The 26424-nt window shown below is 68.5% G+C and carries 24 protein-coding genes; 18 read left to right on the top strand and 6 right to left on the bottom strand.

All coding sequences use genetic code 11. The features are described 5' to 3' along the window. The first annotated feature begins 3 nt into the window (after nt 1-3). The 7 genes from ACK8HH_RS11045 to ACK8HH_RS11015 are packed head-to-tail and all read left to right on the top strand — an operon-like array spanning nt 4 to nt 7421. On the top strand, nt 4-1299 hold the full coding sequence (locus ACK8HH_RS11045; protein ID WP_006895352.1) for an MlaD family protein: 1296 nt from the start codon (nt 4-6) through the stop codon (nt 1297-1299). Then, nucleotides 1296-2330 carry an MlaD family protein gene (locus ACK8HH_RS11040; RefSeq protein WP_006895353.1) on the top strand — a complete coding sequence of 345 codons (1035 nt, stop codon included), beginning with the start codon at nt 1296-1298 and terminating at the stop codon, nt 2328-2330. Before ACK8HH_RS11045 ends, ACK8HH_RS11040 begins: the two co-directional genes overlap by 4 nt. Then, nucleotides 2327-3319, top strand: coding sequence for an MCE family protein (locus ACK8HH_RS11035; RefSeq protein WP_412475176.1), 993 nt, complete (start codon nt 2327-2329; stop codon nt 3317-3319). The genes ACK8HH_RS11040 and ACK8HH_RS11035 overlap by 4 nt, the downstream gene beginning before the upstream one ends. Continuing rightward, on the top strand, nt 3313-4419 hold the full coding sequence (locus ACK8HH_RS11030; RefSeq protein ID WP_039866954.1) for an MCE family protein: 1107 nt from the start codon (nt 3313-3315) through the stop codon (nt 4417-4419). Before ACK8HH_RS11035 ends, ACK8HH_RS11030 begins: the two co-directional genes overlap by 7 nt. Next, nucleotides 4416-5516, top strand: coding sequence for an MlaD family protein (locus tag ACK8HH_RS11025; RefSeq protein WP_006895356.1), 1101 nt, complete (start codon nt 4416-4418; stop codon nt 5514-5516). The genes ACK8HH_RS11030 and ACK8HH_RS11025 overlap by 4 nt, the downstream gene beginning before the upstream one ends. Next, nucleotides 5504-6673: an MlaD family protein gene (locus tag ACK8HH_RS11020; protein WP_039866956.1), complete on the top strand. Its 1170-nt coding sequence runs from the start codon at nt 5504-5506 to the stop codon at nt 6671-6673. The genes ACK8HH_RS11025 and ACK8HH_RS11020 overlap by 13 nt, the downstream gene beginning before the upstream one ends. Before the next feature lie 10 nt (nt 6674-6683). Then, nucleotides 6684-7421 (top strand): hypothetical protein, encoded by a 738-nt coding sequence (locus ACK8HH_RS11015; protein ID WP_039866959.1) that lies wholly within the window; start codon nt 6684-6686, stop codon nt 7419-7421. A gap of 27 nt (nt 7422-7448) precedes the next feature. Here ACK8HH_RS11015 and treY read toward each other — a convergent pair whose 3' ends face one another. From treY to ACK8HH_RS11000, 3 genes are all read right to left on the bottom strand, one after another. Further along, nucleotides 7449-9764: a malto-oligosyltrehalose synthase gene (gene treY / locus ACK8HH_RS11010; protein WP_062366740.1), complete on the bottom strand. Its 2316-nt coding sequence runs from the start codon at nt 9762-9764 to the stop codon at nt 7449-7451. A gap of 42 nt (nt 9765-9806) precedes the next feature. Next, nucleotides 9807-11963 carry an acyltransferase family protein gene (locus tag ACK8HH_RS11005; protein ID WP_006895360.1) on the bottom strand — a complete coding sequence of 719 codons (2157 nt, stop codon included), beginning with the start codon at nt 11961-11963 and terminating at the stop codon, nt 9807-9809. A 115-nt stretch (nt 11964-12078) separates the two neighbouring features. Next, entirely contained in the window at nt 12079-12645 is a 567-nt protein-coding gene (locus tag ACK8HH_RS11000; protein ID WP_006895361.1) for a TetR family transcriptional regulator, read from the bottom strand. A 127-nt stretch (nt 12646-12772) separates the two neighbouring features. Between ACK8HH_RS11000 and ACK8HH_RS10995 the strand changes: the two genes are divergently transcribed. The 6 genes from ACK8HH_RS10995 (at nt 12773) to ACK8HH_RS10970 (ending at nt 18006) form a co-directional block, all read left to right on the top strand. Beyond that, nucleotides 12773-14107 carry an adenosylmethionine--8-amino-7-oxononanoate transaminase gene (locus ACK8HH_RS10995; RefSeq protein ID WP_006895362.1) on the top strand — a complete coding sequence of 445 codons (1335 nt, stop codon included), beginning with the start codon at nt 12773-12775 and terminating at the stop codon, nt 14105-14107. Then, nucleotides 14104-15234 carry an 8-amino-7-oxononanoate synthase gene (locus tag ACK8HH_RS10990; RefSeq protein WP_006895363.1) on the top strand — a complete coding sequence of 377 codons (1131 nt, stop codon included), beginning with the start codon at nt 14104-14106 and terminating at the stop codon, nt 15232-15234. Before ACK8HH_RS10995 ends, ACK8HH_RS10990 begins: the two co-directional genes overlap by 4 nt. Next, the gene (gene bioD, locus ACK8HH_RS10985; RefSeq protein ID WP_006895364.1) at nt 15231-15929 is read left to right on the top strand and encodes a dethiobiotin synthase; all 699 of its coding nucleotides are present in this window, start codon (nt 15231-15233) and stop codon (nt 15927-15929) included. The genes ACK8HH_RS10990 and bioD overlap by 4 nt, the downstream gene beginning before the upstream one ends. A gap of 108 nt (nt 15930-16037) precedes the next feature. Then, entirely contained in the window at nt 16038-17075 is a 1038-nt protein-coding gene (gene bioB / locus ACK8HH_RS10980) for a biotin synthase BioB (RefSeq protein WP_006895365.1), read from the top strand. Between the two features lie 68 nt (nt 17076-17143). Continuing rightward, a complete protein-coding gene (locus tag ACK8HH_RS10975) occupies nt 17144-17383 on the top strand; it encodes a hypothetical protein (RefSeq protein WP_039866961.1) in 240 nt (79 codons plus the stop codon). After that, nucleotides 17380-18006: a DUF2567 domain-containing protein gene (locus tag ACK8HH_RS10970; RefSeq protein WP_006895367.1), complete on the top strand. Its 627-nt coding sequence runs from the start codon at nt 17380-17382 to the stop codon at nt 18004-18006. Before ACK8HH_RS10975 ends, ACK8HH_RS10970 begins: the two co-directional genes overlap by 4 nt. Nucleotides 18007-18032: 26 nt before the next feature. Here ACK8HH_RS10970 and ACK8HH_RS10965 read toward each other — a convergent pair whose 3' ends face one another. Both ACK8HH_RS10965 and ACK8HH_RS10960 read right to left on the bottom strand, forming a co-directional pair. Next, nucleotides 18033-18713 (bottom strand): NUDIX hydrolase, encoded by a 681-nt coding sequence (locus ACK8HH_RS10965; RefSeq protein ID WP_006895368.1) that lies wholly within the window; start codon nt 18711-18713, stop codon nt 18033-18035. Nucleotides 18714-18767: 54 nt separating this feature from the next. Next, nucleotides 18768-19424: a hypothetical protein gene (locus ACK8HH_RS10960; protein WP_231650325.1), complete on the bottom strand. Its 657-nt coding sequence runs from the start codon at nt 19422-19424 to the stop codon at nt 18768-18770. A gap of 84 nt (nt 19425-19508) precedes the next feature. Between ACK8HH_RS10960 and nadA the strand changes: the two genes are divergently transcribed. Both nadA and nadC read left to right on the top strand, forming a co-directional pair. After that, nucleotides 19509-20519, top strand: coding sequence for a quinolinate synthase NadA (gene nadA / locus ACK8HH_RS10955; protein WP_051999609.1), 1011 nt, complete (start codon nt 19509-19511; stop codon nt 20517-20519). A gap of 5 nt (nt 20520-20524) precedes the next feature. Beyond that, nucleotides 20525-21415, top strand: a complete 891-nt coding sequence (gene nadC / locus ACK8HH_RS10950) for a carboxylating nicotinate-nucleotide diphosphorylase (protein ID WP_006895371.1) — start codon at nt 20525-20527, stop codon at nt 21413-21415. 44 nt (nt 21416-21459) lie between these two features. On the opposite strand, the gene ACK8HH_RS10945 is transcribed toward nadC, so the two are convergent. Then, entirely contained in the window at nt 21460-22938 is a 1479-nt protein-coding gene (locus ACK8HH_RS10945; RefSeq protein ID WP_101841680.1) for an HNH endonuclease signature motif containing protein, read from the bottom strand. Between the two features lie 426 nt (nt 22939-23364). On the opposite strand from ACK8HH_RS10945, the gene ACK8HH_RS10940 reads away from it, so the two are divergent. The 3 genes from ACK8HH_RS10940 to ACK8HH_RS10930 all read left to right on the top strand — a co-directional run bounded on the left by ACK8HH_RS10940 (nt 23365) and on the right by ACK8HH_RS10930 (nt 26421). Continuing rightward, nucleotides 23365-23865, top strand: a complete 501-nt coding sequence (locus tag ACK8HH_RS10940; protein WP_039867015.1) for a GNAT family N-acetyltransferase — start codon at nt 23365-23367, stop codon at nt 23863-23865. Nucleotides 23866-23980: 115 nt separating this feature from the next. Next, nucleotides 23981-25303 carry a histidinol dehydrogenase gene (hisD, locus tag ACK8HH_RS10935; protein WP_006895374.1) on the top strand — a complete coding sequence of 441 codons (1323 nt, stop codon included), beginning with the start codon at nt 23981-23983 and terminating at the stop codon, nt 25301-25303. Further along, the gene (locus ACK8HH_RS10930; protein ID WP_006895375.1) at nt 25300-26421 is read left to right on the top strand and encodes a histidinol-phosphate transaminase; all 1122 of its coding nucleotides are present in this window, start codon (nt 25300-25302) and stop codon (nt 26419-26421) included. The genes hisD and ACK8HH_RS10930 overlap by 4 nt, the downstream gene beginning before the upstream one ends. The last annotated feature ends 3 nt before the right edge of the window (nt 26422-26424 follow it).

Genomic DNA, 26424 nt, shown 5'->3' with positions numbered 1-26424 from the left:
CGGATGCGAATCGATACTGGTGGGCGCGATCCGTCGCTCAAGACGTACTTCCTGCGGGGGCTGGCGTTCCTCGCCGTGGCGGTGGTCGTGTTCGCACTGCTGCTGGCCCGGTACGAGGGCAAGTTCGACGACCGCACCGAGGTCACCGCGGAGCTGACCGACGTCGGCGACGGACTGGTTCCCGGCGCCGACGTCCGCTACAACGGCTTCATCGTGGGGTCGGTCGATTCGATCACCCTGGTCGGCAGCGGTGACAACCCGACGAAGGACGTCGCGTTGATCCTGAACCCGGACCAGGCGTCCGGCATCCCGGCGAACACCACCGCGCGCACCGTTCCGTCGAACCTCTTCGGCGTGAACTCGGTGGAGCTGATCGCGCCGGCGAATCCCGCCTCGGAGTCGATCAGCGGCGGCGACGTGGTGAAGGCCGACACCTCCGAGCCGACCATCCGGCTGCAGGACGCGCAGAACGAGCTCCGCTCGCTGCTGCGGAGTGTCCCGCCCGAAGATCTCGGCATGGTGCTCGGCACCATCGCCGACGCGCTGCAGGGCGGCGGCGCAACCTTCTCCACCTTCGTCGGTGTTCTCGACACCTACTGGAAGACCATCAACGCGCAGTTCCCGCCGGGCGCACCGTCCGGTTTCGAGAACTTCGACCGGGCGATCCGCGGTCTGGCGCAGTCGACCCCGCAACTGCTCGACGCGCTCGGCAAGTCGGTGGTTCCGGCGATGACGATCGCGCAGAACGCCGACCAGCTGACCGCACTGCTGTCGGCCGGCCAGGGGATGCTCGACCAAGTGCACACCCTCTTCGCCAAGAACGGCGACGGCGGCAAGCGGATCGTGCGTGATCTGAACACGATGCTCGGAGCGATCACGCTGGAACCGAACTCACTGCCCGAGGCGCTGCAGCAGCTCTACGTCCTGGCGGGCAGGGTGCTCGGAGTCTTCACCGGCGTGAACGGCCACGTTCAGCTGAACCTCGGCGTCAGCTTCAGTGCGTTCGCGCAGTACACGCGCCAGAACTGCCCGGTTTACGACGGCGGCCCCTACGGGACGGCCCGTGGGCCGGGATGCGTCGGCCCCGGGACCGGCACGGGCCCGACCATGTCGGGACCGTTGACGGTGTACCCGCCGGGAATGAAGCGGGCCGCCGCCCAGAAGCCGGTCAGTGCTGTGACGACCGGAAAGGACGAGAAGACGCTCAAGGGCGCGCTCGGACGGAAGCCGACCTCGGCCGACAGCCTCATGCTCGGCCCGCTGGTCTCGGCCGTGACACCGCAGGAGGGAGGCCGGTGAGCGCCGCTAAATCGACCATCCGCAAGCCGCTGATCGGATTCACCCTGTTCGCGATCGTCGCGCTGGCGATGACGTATCTGATCTGGTCCACGCTCGAGCGCTCGGTGAGCGGGCCGACCAGCGGGTACACGACCACGTTCAACGACGCGTCCGGGCTCGCGGAGGGCGACGACGTCAGAATGGCGGGCGTGCGCGTCGGGCGCGTGGAGAGCATCGACCTCGACGACGGCAGGGCCCTCGTCAGGTTCGAGGTCCAGCACGATCAGAAGGTGTACGCGAACACCCGGGCCGCGATCCGTTACCAGAACCTGATCGGTCAGCGGTACCTGGCGCTTTCGCTGGACGGTCCGACACCGCAGGCTCAGCTGAGCGAGGGCTCGGCGCTGCGTCTGCCGGGCGAGGACTCGTTCGACGTCACCAAACTCCTCGCCGGATTCCAGCCGGTCTTCGACACGCTGACACCCGAACAGGTCAACACGCTGTCGGAGAGCCTGATCCAGGCCTTCCAGGGCGACGAGGTGTCTCTCTCTCGCACGATCGCCGAGATCGGGCAGGTGGCGAGCGACATGGCCGACCGCGACCAGGTGCTCGGCGCGATCATCACGAACATGGGGGTGGTGATGCGCGAACTGGCCTCACAGGGCGACCAGGTGCAGACCCTCCTCGACAGCACCGGAAAGCTGATCGAGGGTCTCAACGGCAACTCTCAGCAGTTCGGCAAGGCGATCGATCAGCTCGGCCAGACCACCACCGGTTTCGCCCAGGTGTTCGCGCAGAACCGCGCGACCCTCAAGTCGGCCGGCACCGCCGCCGACGACGCCACCGGCAAACTGATCGCCAACGGCGCCAAGATGGACCGGCTCGCGGTCGAGCTGCCGATCTTCCTCGGACACTTCCCGAATGTGATGATGCAGGGCAACTACTTGAACATCTACGCGTGTGACCTCGACATCTCCATCGGCGACGTCCTGTTCCCGCCCGGCCTGATCAACAAGATCGGTGGCACCAACCACTCGGTGGTGTGCCGATGAAGAAGCGTCTCGCCCGGTCGTTCCACGGCAACCGCCGGCTGTGGTACGGGATCCTCGGTGTCGTCGTCATCGCGATCGTCCTGGTCGCCGTGGTCGGGCTGAGTTCGGCCGGACTCGGTAAGCGGACGTACACCGCAGACTTCGAACAGGCGGGCGGAATCCGTCCCGGTGACAAAGTCCGCGTGGCGGGCATCGACGTCGGCGAAGTGTCGAAGACCGAACTGGCCGGAGACCACGTCGAGGTCGCCATGAAGGTCGACAAGGACGTCGAGGTCAAGGACGACGGCTCCGCCGAGATCAAGATGTCGACGCTGTTGGGGCAGCGGTACGTCGACATCGTGCTCGGGCAAAGCGACAAGGCGACGCCGAACGACCGGATCCAGCACACGTACGTGCCCTACGACCTCCAGCAGACCCTGGCCAAGGGCACCCCGGTGCTTGCGGGCATCGAACCGAATGACCTCACCAACAGCATCCGCACGCTGAGCACGCAGCTGGCGGGTGCGCCCGCGATCATGGGACCCACACTCGATGCGCTGACCCGGATGTCGAACGTGCTCAACAATCGGCACGATCAGATCAACCAGCTGCTCAAAGACACCGATGCGATCACCAAGCAGGTCGTCGACAGTCAGTTCGCGCTGTCGATCATCGTCGGCCAGGGCGCCCAACTGGCGAACAAGATCGTGGCTCGCGAACAACTCGTGACCCGGATGCTCGACGGCGTGGCCGCCCTCACCGATCAGGCGTCGGCGGTGGCCGCGGAGAACGGCGACCAGTTCGCACCGGTGATGGCGAACCTCAACACGATTGCGAACGGACTCGAGAAGAACCGCGACAACCTGCGCAAGCTGCTTGACGTCCTGCCGGTCACCGCCCGGTTGACCACGAATCTCACCGGTGACGGGCCCTATGCGAACGGCTACCTGCCGTGGGGCCTGTTCCCCGACAACTGGCTCTGCGCGGCGCGGGTGGTGGACGGATGCTGAGGATGTCCCGGATCAAGAGCGCGATGGCCGCGGTGGCGCTGGTCGCGGTGACGGCGACGACCGTCAGCGGCTGCTCGCTGATGCCCGCCACCTGGACCGCGGCGCTGGGCCAGGCCAACACCGTCACAGCCTATTTCGACGACGTGTCGGGAATCTTCACCGGCAACGACGTCGCGGTTCTCGGAATGCCGGTCGGTCGCATCACCTCCGTGGAGCCCCAGGGCACTCGGGTGAAGGTCACGATGACCGTCGACAACAGCGTCGACGTGCCCGCCGATGTGACGGCGGCGATCGTCAACACCTCGATCGTGACCACGCGGCACATCGAGCTGTCGCCCACCTACACCAAGGGACCCAAGCTCGGCGACGGCGACGTGATCCGCCACACCGAGGCGCCGGTGGAGATCGGCACGCTGTTCGATTCGATCGACAAGATCGTCAAGGCCATGTCGGGAGACCGGCCCGGCGAGGGGCCGATCGCCGACTTCGTCGACGTGACTTCGGGAATCGCCTCCGGCAACGGCGAGAAGCTGCGGCAGGCGCTCGATGCGCTCTCGAAGGCGGGCAAGCTCGGCGCGGACAACGGTGACGCATTGATGTCGATCATCAAGTCGCTGAGCACGCTCACCACGGCGCTCACCGACAACTATCCGAAGATGCAGCAGTTCTCGTCGTCGATGACGCAGGTCTCGGACATGCTGGGCGACCAGTCGGTCGGCCTCGTCGCGTCGCTGCACGACCTGAACAAGACCCTGCAGAACACCTCCGAGTTCCTCGCCGCCAACTCGGGTGCGATCAGCGGTGCGACCGGCAGGATGGCGTCGCTGGCGGCCAATCTGTCGGACTTCTCCCGCGAGGTGGTGGAGACGATCGATGTGGCGCCCCTGCTGTTCCAGAACCTCTCGAACTCGATCTCGGCCGAACAGGGTGCGTGGCGGACCTCGGTCTTCCTTGACAAGTCGCTGCTCGACAACCAGATGCTCAACAAGTTCTGCAATGCGATCAACCTGAACCAGAAGGGCTGCGACACCGGTCAGCTGAAGGACTTCGGCCCCGACCTGGGCATCTATTCCGGACTGTTGGAGCTGAGCAAGAAATGACCAGGATTCGCAAGGCCGGTCTCGCGGCGGTCTCACTCGTCACCACGGTCAGCCTCACCGCATGCGGCGCCGTCCCCGGCGTCACGGTGGAGCAGATCCCGCTGCCCGCCCCGGGCGGGATCAGCGACTCGATCACCGTCCACACCTCGTTCGAGAACGCACTCAACCTGCCGAACAAGGCCAAGGTCCGTCTCGGCGGCCTGGATGTGGGCGAGGTGGAGTCCATCGTCGCGAAGAACTACCGCGCCGAGGTCACGATGAAGGTGGCGAAGGACACCGAACTGCCGATCGGCACCGGAGCCGAACTGCGTCAGGCGACACCGCTCGGCGACGTCTTCGTCGCGCTGCAGCCGCCGGCGGACACCTCGAAGGGGATGGTGCGCGACGGCGGCACCCTGGCCGGCCCCACCTCGGCGGCGGCGACGGTGGAGGACCTGCTCGTGAGTCTGACGGGTCTGGTCGACTCGGGTTCGGTGAGCTCCCTGCAGCGGATCTTCACCGAGCTCAGCACCGCCATCGGCGGCAATGCTCCCGAACTGCACGGCGCCATCGAGGGATTCACGACCGCGATCGACAAGTTCAACAAGAACTCGGCGGCGGTCGACCAATCGATGGCCGTCACAGCGCGGTGGTCGAAGGAACTGGCGAACGGCCGCAACCAGATCGCCGCCGCGATCAACAAGCTCCCCGCGGCGATCAACACGGTCAACGACCAACTCGGCATGATCCTGACGACCCTCGACAAGACGAACAAGGTGACCGCCGCGACCAACGATTTCCTGAACACCGAGCAGGCCGACTTCGGCGAGATGCTCGGCCACCTCAACACCACGCTGGTGGCGCTGGAGAATGCGGCGCCGATCTTCGGGCCGCTCGCCGACCGCATGGCCGAGCTGAACCCGAAGTGGGTCAAGTCGACGTCCGGAAGTGCGGCGGCGGTCTCGGCCAAGGTGTACTGGCTGACGCCGGGCGCCGGATTCGATTCGGCGTCGCGGTTGCCCGAAGGCGCGGACGTCACCAACGGCATGCACAGTCTGGAACAGACACTCGCCCGCATCATCGCTCGTCTCACCGGAACGAAGGGATGCTGCTCATGATGCGATGGCTGCGCAAACGCAAGATCATGATCGGCAACCTGGGGCTGGTCGTGGTGATGCTGGTGGGTCTGGCGTTCCTCGCCTTCAACAGTCTCAGTTGGCGTCCGTGGCAGAGCACGTATCAGGTCATGGTGCATTTCCCGGTCTCCGGCGGCCTGCAGGACACCAGCAAGGTGATGCTGCGCGGCGCCCAGATCGGCGAGGTCCGTTCCATTCAGGTCACGCCCAAGAGCGTCGACGTGACTCTCGATCTGCGCGACGACTACAAGATCAACAAGGGAGCGACGTTCTCCGCACTCGGCCTGTCGGCAGCGGGCGAGCAGTACGTGAACATCACCCCGACCACCGATGACGGCCCGTACCTGCAGGACGGAGATGTGATCCAGGTGGGCCAGACGCACGTGACGGCGGCCTTCCCGGGGATGCTGCAGTCGACGCTCGACGTCATCAGCCAGATCGATGCGCCGAAACTCACCGCGACGCTCAAGGAACTCGAGATCGCACTCAACGACCGCGGGCCCAACCAGCTCAAGTCGGTCTTCAACTCCGGAGGCGTGATCTTCGCCGATCTGGCGAAGGTGCTGCCGGAGACCACCACCCTGATCAAGAACTCCGGAACGATCCTCAAGACCACGGCGCAGGTCCAACCGGATCTCGGACGCCTCGCCGGCGGGCTCGACTCGCTCTTCGACGCGACGGTCGCGGCCGACAAGGAACTGCGGACGCTCCTGGGGAACGGACCGGAACAGTTCACGAGCCTCGCCGGATCGCTGGCGACGATCACCGATCCGCTCAGCGACGTTCTGACCCAGTTCCTCGACGTCGCGCGACAGGGTGCACTGCGCGCGCCGGCGCTGGCGACCCTGTTCCCCGCGATCCGGGACGGGTCCATTCAGGCACAGAAGATGTTCCACGACGGCGCCTGGTGGGCGCTGGCATCGGTGTATCCGCGGCCGTCGTGCAACTACCAGATCGCTCCGGTGCGTCCGACCAAGATCCTCGAACTCACCGTGCCGAAGAATCTGTACTGTGTCACCGAGGATCCGACCATGCAGGTCCGCGGGGCGGCGAACGCACCGCGACCGAAGGGCGACGACACGGCGGGTCCGCCTCCGGACTACGATCCGAACGCCCGCACGGTACCGCTCGACAAGTGATGAAGGATTTATGAGTTCAGACGACTCGAAAGACATCTCGGACGCCCGGCCCGACGACGCAGATGCCGACGACACCGCCGTTGCCATGGACGCCTCGGAGTCCGGCAATGCGGCCAAGCGCGCCGAGCGGAAGGCGGGCAGGGAGAAGGCCGACAGCGTCTCGGTGACGATCTCGATGCGCCGGGTGAAGCAGGCGATCGTCGGACTGCTCGTCGTCGCCGTGATCGCCGTGATCGCGGTCGGCGGATGGCAGTTGTACGAGAAGGACCAGAAACTCGCGGCGTTCGACGACAGCAAGGCCGCCGCGTCGAACTTCGTCGGCACGTACTTCCAGGCGATGAGCGGTCCCAATGCGGACGCCAAGTCGCTGCGCGACGCGGTCGGCCCGCTCAGCACCGGTGAGTTCAAGAAGCGACTGGACTCGGACGCGGTCGTCAGCACCGAGTTCATGAAGGAGAACAAGGTCGAGAACATCAAGACCACGGTGACCTCCTCGATGGTCGAGTCCTTCAGTGCCGATCAGGCGACGGTGGTCCTCGGTGTGGACGTGACGGGCACCAGCGCCATCAGCACCACCGGAGGCAAGAATGCGATCCTGCTCCAGCTGAACATGAAGAAGGTCGACGGCGACTGGCTCGTGAGCGCGATCGAGGCAGGTCCCGGAGTCACCGTCGGCTCTCAGCAGGCGCAGCAGCAGATCCCGACACCCGCCCCGACGCAGACGCCCGCGCCGGTCCCCGGCGGATAGCCACCCGGATAGCCGTCCCGCGGCGGCTCAATCCGCCGGTTCGAGGACGGCCAGCGGACCGTCGCCCAGGAGGACGTCCGCACCGACGGTTCCGGTGAACACCGCGCCGGTGACGGCATCGCGCCAGGTTCCGGCGGGCAGTTCCACCTGGGCGGCAGCTCTGGTCTCGGCGCCGGTGAACATCAGGGCCAGCCGAACCGCGACGAGGACCACCTGCGGTTCGCCGTCGCGGCCGCGCGCGAAGCTGACGATGTGCGAGGCGCAGACCCCGCGCGCGGGGACGTCGATGAAGTCGCTGCCCGGGGCGAAGGCACCCGGATGCCTGCGCCGGACCGCCAGAGCGGTCCGCACGGCCTGGAGCTTCGGATGGTCGAGGCGCTGACCGTAATCGACAGGCCGCCGGTTGTCGGGGTCGGTCAGCGAATGGTCCCACCACTCGGTGCCCTGGTACACGTCGCCGACACCGGGCAGCAGGAGCGACAGGGCCTTGCGCGAGATCGACTCGGCGCGGCCGGCGTCGGCGATGAGTGCGACGAACGCGGCGATCAGCTCCGCCGCGAAACCGTGCTGCAGACTCGTCAGCCACTGCTGAACGGCCGACTCGGCAGCGTCGTCCACGTCGGTCCACGACGACACGATGCCGTTCTCCCGCATGGACTTGCGCGCGAACTCCGCGAGTCGACGGGCCAGGTCGGCGTCCGGCCGGCCCTCGTCGGGCCACACGCCGACCACGTTCTGTAGGAGGAAGTAGCACATCACCGGGTCCGGCGGCGGTGCGATCCGCTGCAGCTCGTCGACCAGGATCCGCCACCGTTGGGGCGTCTGTGCGATCACCGCGATCCGGGCGCGGACGTCCTCGCTGCGTTTGGTGTCGTGCGTCGACAGTGCAGTCAGCGCCCGCGGCCAGTGGGCCGCACGCTCGGTCATCCGCGCATGGAAGTCGTTGCGGTTCACGGCCGGGACCCGCGGATTGCATCCGAGTTCCTGCGTGGAGACCAGCCGTGCGGTGCGGTGGAACCCGATGTCCTCGGTGGCCTTGCCGTAGACCGCGACCGCGGCTTCGCCGAGTCGGGCGACCGCTTCCGGAGCGTAGTCCGGGTCGTGGAAGGCGTCACGGAGGACGTCGAACCCCGGTGACAGGATCGGACTGGCGTCCCGCAGCCGTTCGATGTCGGCCAACACCGTGCTTCGCAGCGAGGGGTAGTCGGGACGGGCGACCGACGCGGAGCAGATCATCAGGGCGGCGGCCTGCTGCACGAGGTGGGCGCGAACGTGCGGCGCACGCCGGCAGAGCAGATCGCCGACGCGCTGGAGTCGGTCGGGGAACAGGTCCACGAGCACGGTCTGGCGAAGTGCGCGCGCCAGAGCGCCGAGTTCGCCGCCGCCCGGGACGCCGGAGACGGATTTGAAGGTCTCGTCGAGTTCCACCATCCCCGTCGGTGCGGTGAAGCGGGCTTCGATCAGCCGGAGCTGGTCGTATCCGGTGGTGCCGTCGACGGGGAGGGCGGGGTCGAGCCGCTCGCCGATCGCGAGCCCCTTCTCTATGTAGAGGAGCCGATGGTCGCCGAGATCGGCGCGCAGCCGCCGGAGGTAACCGGCGGGATCGCGCAGCCCGTCCACGTGGTCGACGCGGACGCCGTCCACCAAGTCGTCGGCGATCAGTTCCCGGAGCCACGAGTGCGTCGCGTCGTAGACTTCCGGAACCTCCTGCCGCAGTGCGGCGAGCCCGTTGACGGCCAGGAACCGGCGGTAGCCGATGCGGCGGCTGTCGTGCCGGACGAGGCGGTACCGCTGGCGGGCGTGCACCGCGTGCGGGTCGTCGCCGGGTGACGCGGTCCCCGGGGCGGTGGGTACGGCGAGCGTGCCGAGGACCAGCCGTCCGCGCTCGTCGAGTCGCAGATCGGCGAGGTCCTCGTCGCGGCCGAGGTAGGGCAGGTTGACGATCCCGCCTGCGGCCTCGGTGTCGAGATCGAAGTACTCGGCGTACCGGGAGTCCAGGCCGTTCACCAGCACGTCCGACCACCAGGGATTGTGATCGGGGTCCGCGATTCCGACGTGGTTGGGGACGATGTCGAGGATGACGCCGAGTCCGAGGGCCCGGGCGTGCTCGCGAAGCAGCCGGTAGCCGTCGGGCCCGCCGAGAACACCGGAGATCCGCCCTGGCGGGCACCAGTCGTAGCCGTGCCGCGATCCGGGCATCGCCTCCAGGACGGGGGAGAGGTAGAGGTGACTGACACCGAGTTCGCACAGATGAGGCAGGATCCCGGCCACCTCGGCGAACGTGAAGTCAGGCGTGAGCTGGATGCGATAGGTGGCCACCGGGTCGGCGGGGGTGCCGGCCATACCTGTCCTCCGATCGCCTGCACTGGCCCCGGAGGTGAGGCGTCAGTGGATCTCCGGGCCGGTCCACGGCAGTGCCGCGGAGAGCTGACGCGACAGTTCCCGGGTGAGGCTCCGGACGTAGGTCGCGCTCAAGTGGTGATAGTCCTTGTACACGATGATGTTACCGACCACGGCGGGGCAGAAGTCGGCGGTGCAGAGCCCGTCGGAGAGGTCGAGCCGATGGAACAGCGGGTTGCGCGCGGCGTAGTCGGTCGCCGGATCGACCGGATGCAGTGCGCTGGTCCGCACCGTGCCGCACGAGCGCGCGGTGCCGCCTGCGGCGAGGCACTCGGGTGTGTTGATCGGCCCGCGGTCGTTGTGCGGCCACGGATCGTCGCGGATTCCGACGACGGGGATCCCGGCGCCGGTCAGTTCGTCGAAGATCCCGATGTACCCCTGCGGGACGTGATCGGCGGCGCCCGACGGGTCCGGCCGCGTCGAGTTCGTGAACACCGCGTCGGGGCGAGTCCGTTCGAGGTCGGCCATCACGTTGAGAATCCAGGTGCGGCACTCGGGATACGGCGTGCCCTCCAGCTTCGTCGGGTTCTCGTCGGACGTCAGCGGGCAGCCCATTTTGAGATAGGTGAGGACCTTGAATCCGTTGGCCTTGCCGATCGCGTCGAGGGCACCGATCCACATCTCGGCGTGCGAGCCGCCGGCGAGGGCGAGGGTCCTGGTGCCGTGCGGGTCGCCGTAGACGCCGATCGCGGGCTCGGTCGCGGCGAAGTCGCTCATGAATCCGTCCGGGCCGGTCTGCGGAAGGTCGTCGGCCACCGCGAGCGGCGTCGGCTGCGGGTCGAGTGCTGGAACGGGCGCGTTCTCGAGCAGGGCGCGGGCACCCGGATACAGGGCGGGGTCGAGGTTCGCGGTGTCGACGGTGACCGTCGCCATGTGACGGTCCCACGCCCGAATGGCTCCGGCAGTCCCGGCGGACATCGCGACCAGCATGACGGTCAGGATCGCGGCGTAGGTGATCCGCGGGTGCGCCGGCCACCGGATGTGCGCCATCGACGAGCGGCCGCCGCCGCGCAGCGGATCCTCCACGTACCGTTTCATCAGCCACGCTAGTCCCAGGGAGACGGCGAGGATGCCCGCGCCTTCGAGGACGTTCGCGTGCTGCGTTCCGCGCCAGGTGAGATAGAAGATCAGCAGCGGCCAGTGGATCAGATACAGCGAGTACGACAGTCCGCCGAGCCACACGGCGGGCCGGCTCGCGAGCATCCGGTTCGCGGCCGGCGCCGGGCGGTCGGAGGCCTGACCGGCCCAGATGACGAGGAGCGTGGCCCCCACCGGAACCCAGGCGAGCGCTCCCGGGTATTCGGCGACACCGTCGATCCACCAACCGCAGGTGGCGATCAACACCAGCGCTGCGACGGTGACCGCGCTGCGGATGCGGTCGGCGATGGGCCACCGCGGCATCCAGATCGCCAGGAGCCCGCCCACCAGCGGCTCCCACAGGCGCGAGCGCGTGTCGTAGTAGTTGAAGGGCTGATCGACGTGCAGCCGGTGCTGCGCCCAGACGAACGAGGCGACGGCGACGGCGGCGACGACGACCGCGAAGACACCGCGGATGACGCCTGCGCGGGTCAGCATCTCGTAGCGGCGGCCCGCCACCTTGATCAGTCCGGCGATGGCGAGCAGGACGATCAGGGCGCCGACGAAGAACTGGCCCTGCATGGACATGGACCAGAGGTGCTGCAGCGGGCTGTTCGCTGAGCTCGCGGCGAGGTAGTCCTGAGAGTTCTTCGCGAGGTAGTAGTTCTGGTAGTAGAGCGCGCTCGCGAAGGTCTCACGGCCGATGTTGAGCCAGCGGGTCTGTGCGATCACCAGGACTGTCAGGATCACGACCCCGATGAGCACCGTGTACAGCGCGGGCAGGAGTCGTTTGAGCAGACGCTGGAACCGCGGCCAGGGGTTGATCGTCTCCGCGAGCCCGAAGCTGACCGACTGGCTGTGAATGGTGTGCCGCAGGAGCGAGCCGATGAAGAAGTAGCCCGAGAGAGTGAGGAACACGTCGACGCCGCCGGAGACCCGGCCGAACCAGACGTGGAAGCATGCGACCAGGGCGATGGCGATGCCGCGGAGACCGTCGAGGTCTGAACGATAGGCGGGCACCGTCGGGGCCGTTGCCGTGGCAGGGCGATCGGTGGACGCGGGCACTGTCGTTGGTTTCTCTCTCCGGGCACGGGCCTCCCGGGCGGGTGGCCGCCTCAGTAATCTACGTGCCCGCCTGCGCCGGACGAAATCTCGGCCTGCGGCGGGTGCGGTGCGCGGGTCAGTGCGTCTGTGCGGCGCTGCGGGCCCGGGCGCCGTCGAGGATCACCTCGAGCGCGTCGTCGAACTCCGCGTCGAAGACCCGGCCGGACGGTCCGGTGACGCCGAGCCGCTCCATCTGTGTCCGGGTCTGCTCCTCGATCGTCAGACCGATGGTCAGCTGGCAGATGGCCGTCGCCAGACCCGACTGGGCCTGGCGGTCGAGGCCGCCGCGGGCGGCGATGTCGGCGATCACCGTCTCGATGCCGCGGTCGGCCAGTCCCGACGCCCAAGCCGAGGAGACCACCTCGGCGCTGTCCGGGACGGCGAGCAGCGCCTGGCGCATGTCCGTCGCCAACCGGTGCAGATCGGCGAGCCAGTCGATGTCCTCGGACGCCCCGGGAACGGTCGAGAGGATGTCTTCGGCGAGCGCGGCGAGCATCGACTGCTTGTTCGGGAAGTGCCAGTACAGCGCGTTCGGCCGGACGCCGAGATCTGATGCCAGCCGCCGCATCGTGAGATCGGCGAGGCTGTGCTCGGCGAGGATGGCCCGCGCCGCAGCGAGAATGTCCGATCTCGTGTTGCTCACACCGCCACCCTATCCTGACCTGCCCTGTACGTCGTACAGGCGTCTCCTGTACATCGTTCAGGACGTCCTGTACGGTGTCCAGGAATCGAGGAATCCGTGTGGGATGTGCAACGAACAGGAGGCCGGTATGGACCAGACCACCATCGCGCAGATCGATGCGAAGCACGTCTGGCACCCGTACGGCGGCTTCCCGTCCAGTACGCGGCCGCTGGTGGTGCGGGACTGCGCGGGCGTGCACATCCGGCTCGCCGACGGCACCGAACTGATCGACGGGATGAGCTCGTGGTGGTCGGCCGTTCACGGCTACCGTCACCCGCGACTCGACGCGGCGCTCGCCGAACAGGCCCGTCGTATGTCGCACGTGATGTTCGGCGGGCTCACACATGAGCCCGCGGCGAGACTGGCCCAGACGCTGGTGAGCCTGACTCCCGATCCGCTCCAGAAGGTCTTCTTCGCCGACTCCGGTTCGGTGTCGGTGGAGGTCGCGGTGAAGATGGCGGTGCAGTACTGGCGCAGTCGCGGGCGCAGCGAGAAGCACCGCCTGCTGACCTGGCGGGGCGGCTACCACGGCGACACCTTCGCGCCCATGAGCGTCTGCGATCCCGAGGGCGGCATGCACTCGATGTGGCGCGGAGTGATCGCCGAGCAGGTCTTCGTCCCCGCGCCTCCGGACGCGCGTGCGGGTGCGTCCGCCGACGAGGCCTACCTGACCATGTTCGACGCGCAACTCGAACTGCATCGCGATCGACTGGCCGCAGTGATCGTCGAACCGGTGGTCCAGGGTGCCGGCGGGATGCGGTTCCACTCGCCGTCGCTGATCGCGGGGCTGCGGCGACTGTGCGATCGCCACGACGTGCTGCTGATCTGCGACGAGATCGCCACCGGCTTCGGCCGGACCGGCACCCTTTTCGCGGTCGACGCCGCGGCCGTCAGCCCCGACATCGTGTGCGTGGGGAAGGCGCTGACCGGCGGCTACCTGACGCTGGCCGCCACCCTCACCACCGATGAGATCGCCGCGACCATCAGCCGCGGCGAGGCGGGAGGTCTGGCACACGGACCGACCTTCATGGCCAACCCACTGGCCTGCGCGGTCGCCTGTGCGTCCCTGGAGGTACTCGCCGAATCGGACTGGCGGACGCGCGTGCCGCAGATCGGCCGCCGGCTCAGCGCGGGGCTGGCGTCGTTGACCGAGGTGGCAGGCGTCGCCGACGTACGCACACTGGGGGCGATCGCGGTGATCGAGCTCGATCGCGAGGTCGACGTCGCTGCGGCCACCGACGCGGCGATCGCGCGCGGAGTGTGGGTGCGGCCGTTCCGAAACCTGATCTACGCCATGCCGCCGTACATCATCACCGATGCACAGATCGACGTGCTGACAGCAGGCATGACCGCGGCGGCGAGGGCGTCGGTGGAGGCGTCGGTGGAAGCAGACACCCGCGAGGACGAGGAGTTGGCATCATGAGCGCACCGTGGCTGGCGGACATCGCCGCGCGGACCCTGAACGCAGGACTGCACCGGGAACCCGTGGTGCGCCAGGCCGGAGCGACCGAGATCAACCTCGCGTCCAACGACTACCTCGGGCTGTCGAGCCATCCGGACGTGATCGCCGGGGCACACGCCGCACTCGACCGGTGGGGTGCGGGCTCCACCGCCTCCCGTCTGGTCGCGGGAACCACGCAGGCGCACATCGACTTCGAGAACGACCTCGCTGAGTTCCTGGGTTTCGAAGCCGCTCTGGCCTTCTCGTCCGGGTATCTGGCCAACGTCGGCGCGATCACCGCGCTCGTGGGCCGGGGTGATCTCATCGTGAGCGACACCGGAGCGCACGCCTCGCTGATCGACGGATGCCGGCTGTCGCGGGCGCGCGTGGAAGTGGTGCCGCGCGGCGACGCCGATGCCGTGGAGCGAGTGCTCGCCGCACGGTCGGAGGAACGCGCGCTGGTCGTGACGGATTCGATCTACAGCATCGACGGCCGGATCGCTCCGCTCCGCGAGTACTACGACACGGCCACTCGGCACGGCGCGATCATGCTCGCCGACGAGGCGCATGCGCTGGGCGTGCGCGGCCCCGGCGGGCGGGGAGTCGCGGCCGAACAGGGACTGTCCGGCGCTCCCGGTCTGGTGATCACGACGGTCGGGTCTAAGTCGCTCGGTGCACAGGGCGGCATCGTTCTCGGCACGCATCTGCTCCGCGAGCATCTCATCGACCATGCCCGGACCTTCATCTTCGACACCGGTCTCAACCCGGCCGCCGTCGGGGCGGCGCATGCGGCGCTGCGCATTCTGCGCGGCGATCCGCAGATGCCCGACCGGCTCCGCGCCGGAGTGCGCCGGCTCGCCGCCGCCTGCGGTGGCGGGATCCCCGACGCCGCAGTGGTGTCGCTGATCGTGGGCGACCCGGTGGCCGCGGTCGACGCCGCCGCGCTGTGCCGGGAGCAGGGCGTCTTCGTCGGATGCTTCCGACCGCCGTCGGTGCCCGAGGGCACTTCACGGTTGCGCCTGACCGTCCGCGCCGACCTCGATGACGCCGACCTCGACTTCGTGGCCTCAGTCGTGACCGGCGCGCTGCGCCGGGTGGAGGCCGCATGACCGCGCGGATCATGGTCGTCACCGGCACGTCGACGGATGTCGGCAAGACGGTCGCGGTCGCTGCGCTGGCGGCCGCCGCCCAGGCCGCCGGACTCCGCGTCGGCGTGTGCAAGGCCGCGCAGACGGGGGTCGCGCCCGGCGAACCGGGCGACCTCGACGAGGTGCGCCGCCTGGCCGGACCGATCCCGGTGCGCGAGCCGGCACGGTATCCCGAGCCGCTGGCCCCCGAGACCGCCGCCGCGCGGGCCGGAATGGAGCCGGTGACACTCGATGCGATCGCCTCGGCGACCGAGGGACTCGCCGCCGTCACCGATCTGGTGCTGGTGGAAGGTGCGGGCGGCGTGCTGGTGCGACTCGGTCCGGACTTGACCGTGCTCGGCGTCGCCCGCCGACTCAGCGCGGAGATGCTGGTGGTCGCGGACCCGGGGCTCGGAACTCTCAACCACACCGAACTCACCGCGCGGGCGATCGCCGCAGCCGGGGTGAGGCTGCGCGGTCTGGTGATCGGTTCCTGGCCCGGCGAACCGGATCTCGCGATGCGGTGCAACCTCGCCGACCTTCCACGGCTGACGGGAGCGCCGATCGTCGCGACCGTCCCCGCAGGGGTCGGGCGGTCACCGGCCGACGACTTCCGCGCCGCCGCACCGAAGTGGGTCGACGCCTCGCTGTTCCACGTGGACGCGACCTGTTCATGACGCCGAGAACGCGCCGCACAGCGCCGGCCGAGGGGGATACGCCCTCACCCGGGGCGTCACCGGCACGTTCCTAGAAACCTCACACCCATTCACGAAGGAGATCTCCCCATGACCACGACCGCCGACACCTCGGCTCCGGCAGCCGCGGACACCGCCGACATCCTCGCCGTCGCGCGCGAGCAGGTCCTGGAGCGCGGTGAGGGACTGAGTCAGGACCAGGTCCTGCGCGTCCTGCAGCTCGACGACGACCGCCTGACCGAACTGTTGCAGCTCGCGCACGATGTGCGGCTGCGGTGGTGCGGTCCCGAGGTGGAAGTGGAGGGCATCATCTCGCTCAAGACCGGCGGCTGCCCCGAGGACTGCCACTTCTGCAGTCAGTCGGGACTGTTCGCCTCTCCGGTCCGCAGCGCCTGGATCGACATCCCGTCGCTCGTGGAGGCGGCCAAGCAGACGGCCAAGACCGGAGCGACGGAGTTCTGCATCGTCGCCGCCGTGCGTGGACCGGACAAGCGACTGATGACTCAGGTCGCCGCGGGCATCGAGGCCATCCGCAACGAGGTCGACATCCAGATCGCCTGCAGCCTGGGCATGCTCACGCAGGAGCAGGTCGACGAGCTCGCAGCGATGGGTGTCCACCGCTACAACCACAATCTGGAGACCGCGCGCAGTCACTTCCCGAAGGTCGTCACCACGCACACGTGGGAGGAGCGCTGGGGCACCCTGAGGATGGTGCGTGAGGCGGGCATGGAGGTCTGCTGCGGCGGCATCCTCGGCATGGGGGAGACCCTCGAGCAGCGCGCGGAGTTCGCCGCCGATCTCGCGGCGCTCGAGCCCGACGAGGTGCCGCTGAACTTCCTGAACCCGCGTCCGGGCACGCCCTTCGGCGACCTGGACGTACTGCCGGCCTCGGAGGCGCTGAAGTCGGTGGCCGCGTTCCGGCTCGCGCTGCCCCGCACCATCCTGCGGTTCGCGGGCGGCCGCGAGATCACCCTCGGCGATCTCGGAGCCAAGCAGGGCATCCTCGGCGGCATCAACGCCGTCATCGTGGGCAACTACCTGACCACTCTCGGCCGGCCCGCGGAGGACGATCTCGATCTGCTCGACGACCTGAGCATGCCCATCAAAGCCCTCAATGACACGCTGTGACCCGCGCCGGTAGCCTCGAAGGTCGTGGCCCGTCCGCCGCGGCTATCAGATTCCAGGAGGCGTCGACCATGACGAGCGTGATCCCCGGTCCGCTGCAGCAGCCGCTGCGCTTCGGCGTGTACACCGGCATCGAGCTCGAACTCCAGGCTGCGGACGAGGTTCCCACTGCGGCGCGACTCGGCCTGGAGCCGCCGCGCTTCTGCGGCCAGTGCGGCCGCCGGATGGTGGTGCAGGTGCGGCCGGACGGTTGGGATGCACGGTGCTCCAGGCACGGAACGGTCGACTCGTCGGAGCTGGGACAGCGATGAACGCGCGCCGGGTGGTCGCGGTCGTACTCGCGCTGTTCGCCGCGGCGGTGGCGGTCGGAGGACTGTGGGTGCTGTTGGCTCCCGCACCCGATGTCGTCGTCGAACACGGCGGGCAGATGCGTTTCGCGACCGAGGCCGACCCGGCGAAGCTCTTCGACGGGGTGGCGATCTTCTCCTTCCTCTGCCTCGGACTGGGCGTGCTGATCGGACTCGCCACCTGGTTCGGGCTGCGCACGTCGAGGGGTGTCGGCGGATTCGCGTTCGTGGTGCTGATGTCCATCGCCACGTCGGCGCTCGCGCTGAACCTGGCCGACCGCTTCGGCCGGATGTCGCACGGCGAGATCGAGCGGTCCGTACCGGGCTCCTACTCCGGGACGGTGAACCTCTGGCTCGACGGCGACGTCGGTCCGGCCTGGGTGCTGCTGCTGTGTGCGCCGACGGCCGGCGCGCTGGTCTATCTCGTGTGCGTTCTCTCGAGCGCGCACGCAGATCTCGGCGTGGGCGATCTGCCTGCGGACGAGTTCGGTGAGATGCGCGAGCCGTTGCCGGTCGGTGCGGTCGGAGCATCCGACGGCGGCGAGGTCGTGCCGCCCTCGCAACCGGGAGACCCGAGCGGACGCTGAGGCGGGACGTGGGGAAGTGCGGGCCGTCACATGGGTGGGCGCAGCGCGGCGAATTCGTCGGTCACCCTGATCCGAGCGTCCGCGAACTCATACAGCGCGGGCGGACGGCCACCCGTCCGGCCGGTGCGGCCGACGGTTCCCGTCGCCACGACCACTCCGCGGCGTGAGAGGACCCGCAGCAGATTCGTCGAGTCGACCGGGTAGCCCAGCGCCGCTCCATAGATCTCGGAGAGTTCGGACATCGGGAACTGGCTCGGCGCCAGAGCGAACGCGATGTTGGTGTACGAGAGCTTGCCCGCCAGACGATGCCGTGCGAGGTCGATGACGTCGCGGTGGTCGTAGGCCAGTTCCGGCAACTCGTCGACGGCGAACCATGCGGCATCGGCGACGGTCTCGGCGGGGATATCGCTCGGCACCAGCGCCAGGAAAGTCGATGCGACGGTTCGCTGTTCGGGCACGCGGTCCGGGTCGGAGAACACCGACAGCTGTTCGAGGTGGGCCACCCGAGTGAGCCCGGCGCGGGCACCGAGCCATCTCAGCGCGGCCGCCCCCAGCGTCTCGCGCTCAACGATCGGTCCGCCGGGCAACGCCCATCCGGCCTGCTCGCACCGATGCAGCAGCACATGCAGCGCCGGGACGTCGACGTCGGTTTCGCGCACCTGGAAGACAGCGGTGAGCACCTCGACGCGCACGGTGGTTTCGGCCATGCGATCCAGATTAGGAGACGGTCGTTCCGCTGCGCATTCGGTCCCGGTGGACGGTCACGGGTGAGTGACCCAGGTGCTCCCGCCGCACATGATGAACAGTCCCGACGGATCCCGCGACACCCGATCGACGCTGCTGTCGCAGGGATCGCCGACATTGTGGACGCTTCCGTCGTCGTCTCCGTGCTGGAGCCAGTGCGGCGTCGGCCTACCGGAGTAGCCGCAGACCAGACTGCGGCCGGAGGCGTCTGTCTGGAAAGTGCGTACTTCCGAGTCCGAACACTCCGAACCCTCGACGACCGGCGGTGCCTCCTCCGTGACCGGCTCCTCGACAGCCGGCGGGTCGGGTCTCTCGGTCTGGGACGGCGGGGATTGCGTGACCGACACGGTGACGGTCGCCGGCGGAGCTGCGGCGTCGTTCGATCGCTGAGGGTCCATCAGGACGATCGTGACCGCGACCGCGACAGCCACCGCCAATAGAACCGCAACGGCCACGAGTATCCGCGTCACATGTCGTGTCGCCATCGATGCAGTCACCTCTTCGGCCTCGTCCCACGTGAATGGAAGCACCGTAGCCCACTGCACCGGCAGGCCTTGGCGTTCCCGCTGACAGCGCGCCCGAACGCTGTCACGACCGGGCGGGAATGCGTCGTCGATCACAGGTGTTACGATGACGAGGTGTTTTCGATCTATGGTCGAAAACCTCTGGCGCACAGCCCGCGCTCGAGACCACGCGATGGGAGAGCAGTCGTCATGACTACTGGAACCGTGATCACCCGGACCGAGACCGAACTCGGCATGCCCGACCCCCGCCACGGTATTCCGCCCGCCTACGGCGGCGTGGAGCCGACGGCCGAGTGGGCCGAGGAGATCAAGCGGCTGGCGAAGGCGCGCAACGCCTCGATCCTGGCTCACAATTACCAGCTGCCCGCGATTCAGGACATCGCCGACCATGTCGGCGATTCGCTCGCACTGTCGAGGATCGCCGCGGAGACCGATGCGGACGAGATCATCTTCTGCGGTGTGCACTTCATGGCCGAGACCGCCAAGATCCTGAGTCCAGAGAAGCGGGTACTGATCCCGGACGAGCGAGCGGGCTGCTCGCTCGCCGATTCGATCACCGCGGACGACCTGCGTGCTTGGAAGGCTGAGTTCCCGGACGCGGTCGTCGTCTCGTACGTCAACACCACCGCTGAGGTGAAGGGACTGACGGACATCTGCTGCACCTCGTCGAACGCGGTGGACGTGGTCGCGTCGATCGATCCGGACAAGGACGTGCTGTTCCTGCCGGACCAGTTCCTCGGTGCCCACGTGAAGCGTGAGACGGGGCGCGACAACATTCACATCTGGGCGGGCGAGTGCCACGTGCACGCCGGCATCAACGGCGATGAACTCACCGAACAGACCGAGAGTCACCCCGGCGCCGACCTGTTCATTCATCCCGAGTGCGGGTGCGCCACGTCGGCGCTCTATCTGTCGGGCGAGGGCGTCGTGCCGCAGGAGCGCGTCAAGATCCTCTCCACCGGCGGCATGATCGACGCCGCGCGAGCCACTCACGCCAAGCAGGTGCTGGTGGCGACCGAGGTCGGCATGCTGCACCAGCTGCGTCGTGCGGCGCCGGAGATCGACTTCCAGCCGGTCAACGATCGTGCAGCCTGCCCGTACATGAAGATGATCACCCCGGCGGCGCTGCTGCGATGCCTCACCGAGGGCAAGGACGAAGTCCACGTCGCTCCGGATGTGGCCGCCCGTGCACGGCGCTCGGTGGAGAGGATGATCGCGATCGGCAATCCCGGTAGCGGAGAATAGGCGGAGTGAACTCCTTCATCGGTCAGCAACAGGCAACCGGCGATCTGGATCTCGTCGTCGACGAGGAACTCATCGCTCTGATCCGCACGGCACTCCTGGAGGATCTTCGATACGGTCCCGACATCACCACGCTGGCGACCGTGCCACCGGAGACGGTCGCGGACGCGAAGATCGTCTCCCGCCAGCCCGGCGTGCTCGCCGGCCTGCCGGTGGTCCGGGCCGTGTTCGACGAGGTGATCGGGAGCGATAACTACGTAGTCACCGAGCAACTCGACGATGGCTCGCGCGTCGAACCCGGGTCGGTCGCTCTCGCGCTGCGTGCCCCGGCGACCTCGTTGTTGACCGCGGAGCGTACCGCCCTCAACCTGCTGTGCCATCTGTCCGGTATCGCCACGGCGACGGCTGCGTGGGTCGACGCCGTGGACGGCACGCGTGCACAGATCCGGGATTCGCGGAAGACGCTGCCCGGTATGCGCGCGCTGCAGAAGTATGCGGTCCGGGCGGGCGGCGGAGTGAACCATCGGATGGGTCTCGGTGATGCCGCGCTCATCAAAGACAATCACGTGGTCGCCGCGGGCGGTGTCGCGCAGGCGCTCGAAGCGGTCCGCGCTGCGGCGCCGGATGTTCCGGTGGAGGTGGAGGTCGATTCGCTGGAGCAGCTCGACGAGGTCCTCGAGCTCGCGCCCCAGCTGGTTCTGCTCGACAACTTCGAGCCGTGGCAGACGCAGATGGCGGTGCAGCGCCGAGACACGCGGTCGCCCGAGACGAAGCTCGAATCATCAGGCGGACTGGCACTGGACTCGGCGATGGACTACGCGAGGACCGGTGTGGACTACCTCGCCGTCGGGGCATTGACCCACTCGGTCACGGTCCTCGACTTCGGCTTGGACATGTGACCGACGGTGTTCGCGCACTCCTGTGCCCGGCCGGGTGTGTCCGGTCAGGCGGCCAGGAGTGTGTCGAGGTAGTTCTCGATCCGGGATTCGCTGGGTTCGGGCGGCGGTTGGGGTTGGTGGTCCGGTAGGAGTTCGGCGTGGTGGATCTGGTTGATCCGCCATCCGGGCGGTCTTGTCCCGCCGCGGCTGGTGTTGTCGCTGGGTCGCCAGACGACGCGGCCGGCGTGGGGTCCGTCGATCAGGATCATCGTCTGCCATTGCCCGGGGCGGGGTCCGACGGAGCGATTGTGGCGTCCGCATGCGGCGCCGAGGTGGTCGATGTCGGTGGGGCCGCCGTCGGCCCAGTCGGGGAAGTGATGGGCTTGGGTGCGGGTGAACGGGGCGTCGCAGCCGGGGGCGGTGCAGCCGCGGTCGCGGGCGAAGAGCATCAACCGCTGTGCCCGCGACGCGAGCCGGCGTCCTCGTCCGAGGTAGAGGGCTTGTCCGGTGTGGGCGGAGAAGACGGCCAGGTGCGGGGTTGCGGTGGCGGCGACTTCGATCAACTCCGCGACCGGCAGCCGGGTCCCGGTCGCGGTCAACGCGATCCCGGCGCGCTCGGCCAACTCGTGGTCGGTGATGGTGATGACCAGATCACCCGACCGCCGACCACCCCCAGCACCAGTGCGGGAGGCGCGCAGCAGCGCTTGCAGACCGTCATGGGTGCGCTGCCCCGGCGTGCGAGTATCACGCTCCACCGCCGCCGCCAGGGCGGCCGGGTCGGCCGATTCGACGGTCCCGGATGGGGAGTCGGGGTCGTCGGGGTTGTTCATCCCCGGTGCCGCCCACGACGGCAGTGCCGCCTCCATTTCCGCGCGCAACGCCGGGGTGAGGTAGCCGCGGACTTTGCTCATCAGCCGCAGATCCTGGGGCAGGATCGTGAAGCCGCGCAGGCGTTTGCGGTCGCGTTCGTCGGTGACGGTTCCGTCCGGATCCAGGTGCGCGAGCAGTCGGATGCCGGCGGTGCGGACACCGGCCGGACTCAACTCACGGGCGACCCACGCCAACTGCGCCTCAGCCCGTGCCCGGGTCTGCGCGTCGATCGCGGTGGGAATCTTGTCCATGACGGCGTCGATCTCGCGGACGTGGTCGGCACCGATCGCACCCTCGCCCACCGCGACCGCAGTCGCCGGCAGTATCGGTTCGCGGGTCTGTCCTTGCAGTTCGGTGAATCGTCCGATGCCGGCGGCACTGACGCGTCGGCGTCGGGCGGCACCGTCACCGAGCCGCAACCCCTGCGCCAAATACTGATGCACCGACAGGTATCCGGCTTTGCGGTAGGCGCTGCGGTCGGAGACCTCCACCAGCACTGCGGCGTCGACACCGTCGAGACGACGATGCGTGCGCTCGAGGGTCTCGACGGTTTCCAACAGGGCGTCTTCGGTCACCGCGGACAGCGGTAGGGACGCGAACTTGGTCGCCGCAGCCTCCAACAGGCGGGCGAGGGCGGCCGGGTCGTCCGGCAGCAGCACCTCCGACGTGACCATCGAACCCACCCCCTCCACCTGAACAGTGTCCGAGAACACTCCTGCTGTGCTTCTATGTTCGAATCATACCGCCGACCTCCGACAAGAACTGTGAGAGAAGCCGCAGACCTGTCGGGCAGCCCATGGACGAGCGCTATCGGGGCGAACAGTGGCGCCTGTCGCCGGGCCGCGAGACCGACCGCGAAAGTCTCGTGCGACCGTCCGTCCGCGGTCTGATAGCGGTGGCGGCCGAAACCGACCATCGACCCCCACATCACCGGCTCGGTACCGGTCACCTCCCGAAACAGTCGGACCACGAGCCGGGCGTCGTCCCGCCGCCGCTGGTCCGTGACAGCAGCGAGATACGCATCCACCGAGTCGTCACCGGGGGCCGTCTTCGTCATGGGTCGAGCCTAGATGTCCGTACGTTCGGGCATCATCGGTGGAATGACGCCGACCGTGTACGCCTCGACCGCCTCCGAACTGGACCCGATCACGTTCTACGGTCTGCTGCGACTGCGCGAGGAGGTCTTCGTCGTCGAACAGGACTGCGCCTACCACGAGTTGGACGGCCGGGATGTGGAGCCCACCACTCTCCACCTCTGGTGCGCGGACCCCGTGGACGGAAGTCCGGTCGCCACTGTGCGCGTGCTGCTGGACCCACTTCCCGACGGCGAGACCCGGCACCGGATCGGCCGGGCCTGCGTGCGGCCCGAACTCCGAGGCACCGGGTTGATGCGGGCCCTCCTGGATCGGGCCGTCGCCTACATCGCCGACCGCCCGAGTGTTCTCGACGCTCAGGCCCACCTCGCGGGCCTGTATTCACGGTGGGGATACGTCCCCGACGGACCGGAGTTCGTCGAGGACGGGATTCCGCACGTGCCGATGCGGCGCGACCCCGCGCGGCGGCCGGGCCCGACGAGAAGGTCGACCGCCGAACGGGCCTGAATCGCATGCGGAGTGTTCAGTCGCCTTCGGCTCCGAGGCCGGTGCGCAAACGGTTTGCATCGACCGCATATCCTGGACAGTGCCCTCAAGTCCTCGAAAGCGGAGCGGAGAACACATGCTCACCCGAACCGACCTGCGAGGCAGCACCCCGACGCTGAGCCAACTGCGTCGTGCGCTGCCGCGCGGCGGAACCGACGTCAACGCCGTGCTGCCCACGGTCACTCCCGTCGTCGAAGCGGTCGCTGAGCATGGTGCCACCGCGGCCCTCGACTACACCGAGAAGTTCGACAGGGTCCGCCCGGCGTCAGTCCGCGTCCCGGCGGAGGTGATCGCCAAGGCGCGGGCCGACCTCGACGGCGCGGTCGCCGATGCCCTGGAGGAGTCGATCCGTCGCGCTCGCCTGGTGCACGCAGACCAGCGACGCCAGACCTCGGTCACCCAGGTGGTGCCCGGCGGAACCGTCGCCGAGAAGTGGATCCCGGTGCGTCGCGTGGGTCTGTACGTTCCCGGAGGCAACGCCGTCTACCCGTCCAGCGTGATCATGAACGTGGTCCCGGCTCAGGAGGCGGGTGTCGGCTCACTCGTCGTCGCGTCTCCCGCCCAGGCCGACTTCGGCGGATGGCCGCACCCGACCATCCTCGCCGCGTGCGCCCTGCTCGGGGTCGACGAGGTGTGGGCCGTCGGCGGTGCGCAGGGCATCGCGCTTCTGGCCTACGGCGGTGACGACACCGACGGCCGCGTCCTGGACCCGGTCGATCTCATCACCGGTCCCGGCAACATCTACGTCACCGCGGCCAAGCGCCTCGTGCGCGGCGTGGTCGGCATCGACTCCGAGGCCGGTCCCACCGAGATCGCGATTCTGGCCGACGACTCCGCCGATCCCGCGGTCGTCGCCTCCGATCTCATCAGCCAGGCCGAGCACGACGTCCTCGCGGCGGCGGTGCTCGTCACCGACAGCGAGGCGCTCGCCGATGCGGTCGACGAGGCCGTGGAACTCGCGGCGTCGGCCACGAAGCACTCCGAGCGCGTCAAGACCGCGCTGGCCGGTCCGCAATCCGGGGTGGTCCTGGTGGACGACATCGACGCCGGGCTGGCTGTCGTCGACGCGTACGCGGCCGAGCACCTGGAGATCCAGACGCGTGACGCGCAGGCCGTGGCCGACAGAGTGACCAGCGCCGGCGCGATCTTCGTCGGTACTTATTCGCCGGTGAGCCTCGGTGATTACAGCGCGGGCTCCAACCACGTTCTGCCGACGTCCGGCTCGGCCAAGTACGCCTCCGGCCTGTCGGTGCAGACGTTCCTGCGCGGAGTGCATGTGATCGACTACGACCGCGACGCGCTCGCGGAGATCGCCGACCGCGTCGTGACGCTGGCGAACGCCGAAGACCTTCCCGCGCACGGCGAGGCGGTCCAGGCCAGGTTCGGGGGAGCACGGTGACCGGTCCGGGCCGGTCCGTGGGTCTCGCCGACCTCCCGTTGCGCGACTCGCTGCGCGGGAAGTCGCCGTACGGAGCACCGCAGCTTCAGGTTCCGGTGGTGCTGAACACCAACGAGAACCCGCACCCGCCGAGTCGTGCGCTGATCGACGACGTCGCGAAGGCGGTCGCCGCCGCGGCCGAGGATCTGCACCGATACCCGGATCGGGATGCGGTGGGCCTGCGTTCGGACCTCGCCGCGTACCTCAGCGCGGCCACGGGCGTGGAACTGTCGGTCGACAACGTGTGGGCGGCCAACGGCTCCAACGAGATCCTCCAGCAGATCCTGCAGGCCTTCGGTGGGCCCGGGCGCACGGCGATGGGCTTCGTGCCGTCGTACTCGATGCACCCGATCATCGCCGACGGCACGCAGACGCAGTGGGTCCCCGCTCATCGCGCGGACGACTTCTCTCTGGACGTGGAGCAGGCCGTCGCAGCGATCGCCGAGCACCGGCCCGACATCGTCTTCGTGACCTCGCCGAACAATCCGACCGGCGGGAGCGTCGCGATCGCCGATCTGCGGCGTCTCCTCGACGCGGCCCCCGGCATCGTGATCGTCGACGAGGCCTACGGCGAGTTCTCGTCGCAGCCGAGCGCGGTCTCGCTGATCGACGAGTTCGGCAGCAAGCTGATCGTGTCGCGGACCATGAGCAAGGCGTTCGCCTTCGCGGGCGGCCGGCTCGGCTATCTGGCCGCGGCGCCGGCCATGATCGAGGCGCTGCTTCTGGTGCGCTTGCCGTACCACCTGTCGGTGCTGACGCAGGCCGCCGCGCGGGCGGCCCTGCAGCACTCGTCGGAAACGCTCGGTGCGGTCGCCGCGATCGCCGCCGAACGCGACCGCGTGGCCGCCGCGCTCACGGGTATGGGATACGCGGTGACGCCGTCGGATGCGAACTTCATCCTCTTCGGCGAGTTCGCGGACGCTCCCGCCACCTGGCAGCGCTACCTCGACCGCGGTGTCCTGATCAGGGATGTCGGCATCCCCGGGCACCTGCGTGCGACCATTGGACTACCAGCCGAGAACGACGCCTTCCTGGCCGTCAGCGCGGAACTGGCCGATACCGACCGAAAGCAGCAGTAGCAG

Origin of the sequence: Gordonia sp. LUNF6 (assembly GCF_047041125.1) — a bacterium.
Taxonomy (GTDB): domain Bacteria; phylum Actinomycetota; class Actinomycetes; order Mycobacteriales; family Mycobacteriaceae; genus Gordonia; species Gordonia sihwensis.
This window is presented reverse-complemented; position numbering and strand designations above follow the sequence as displayed.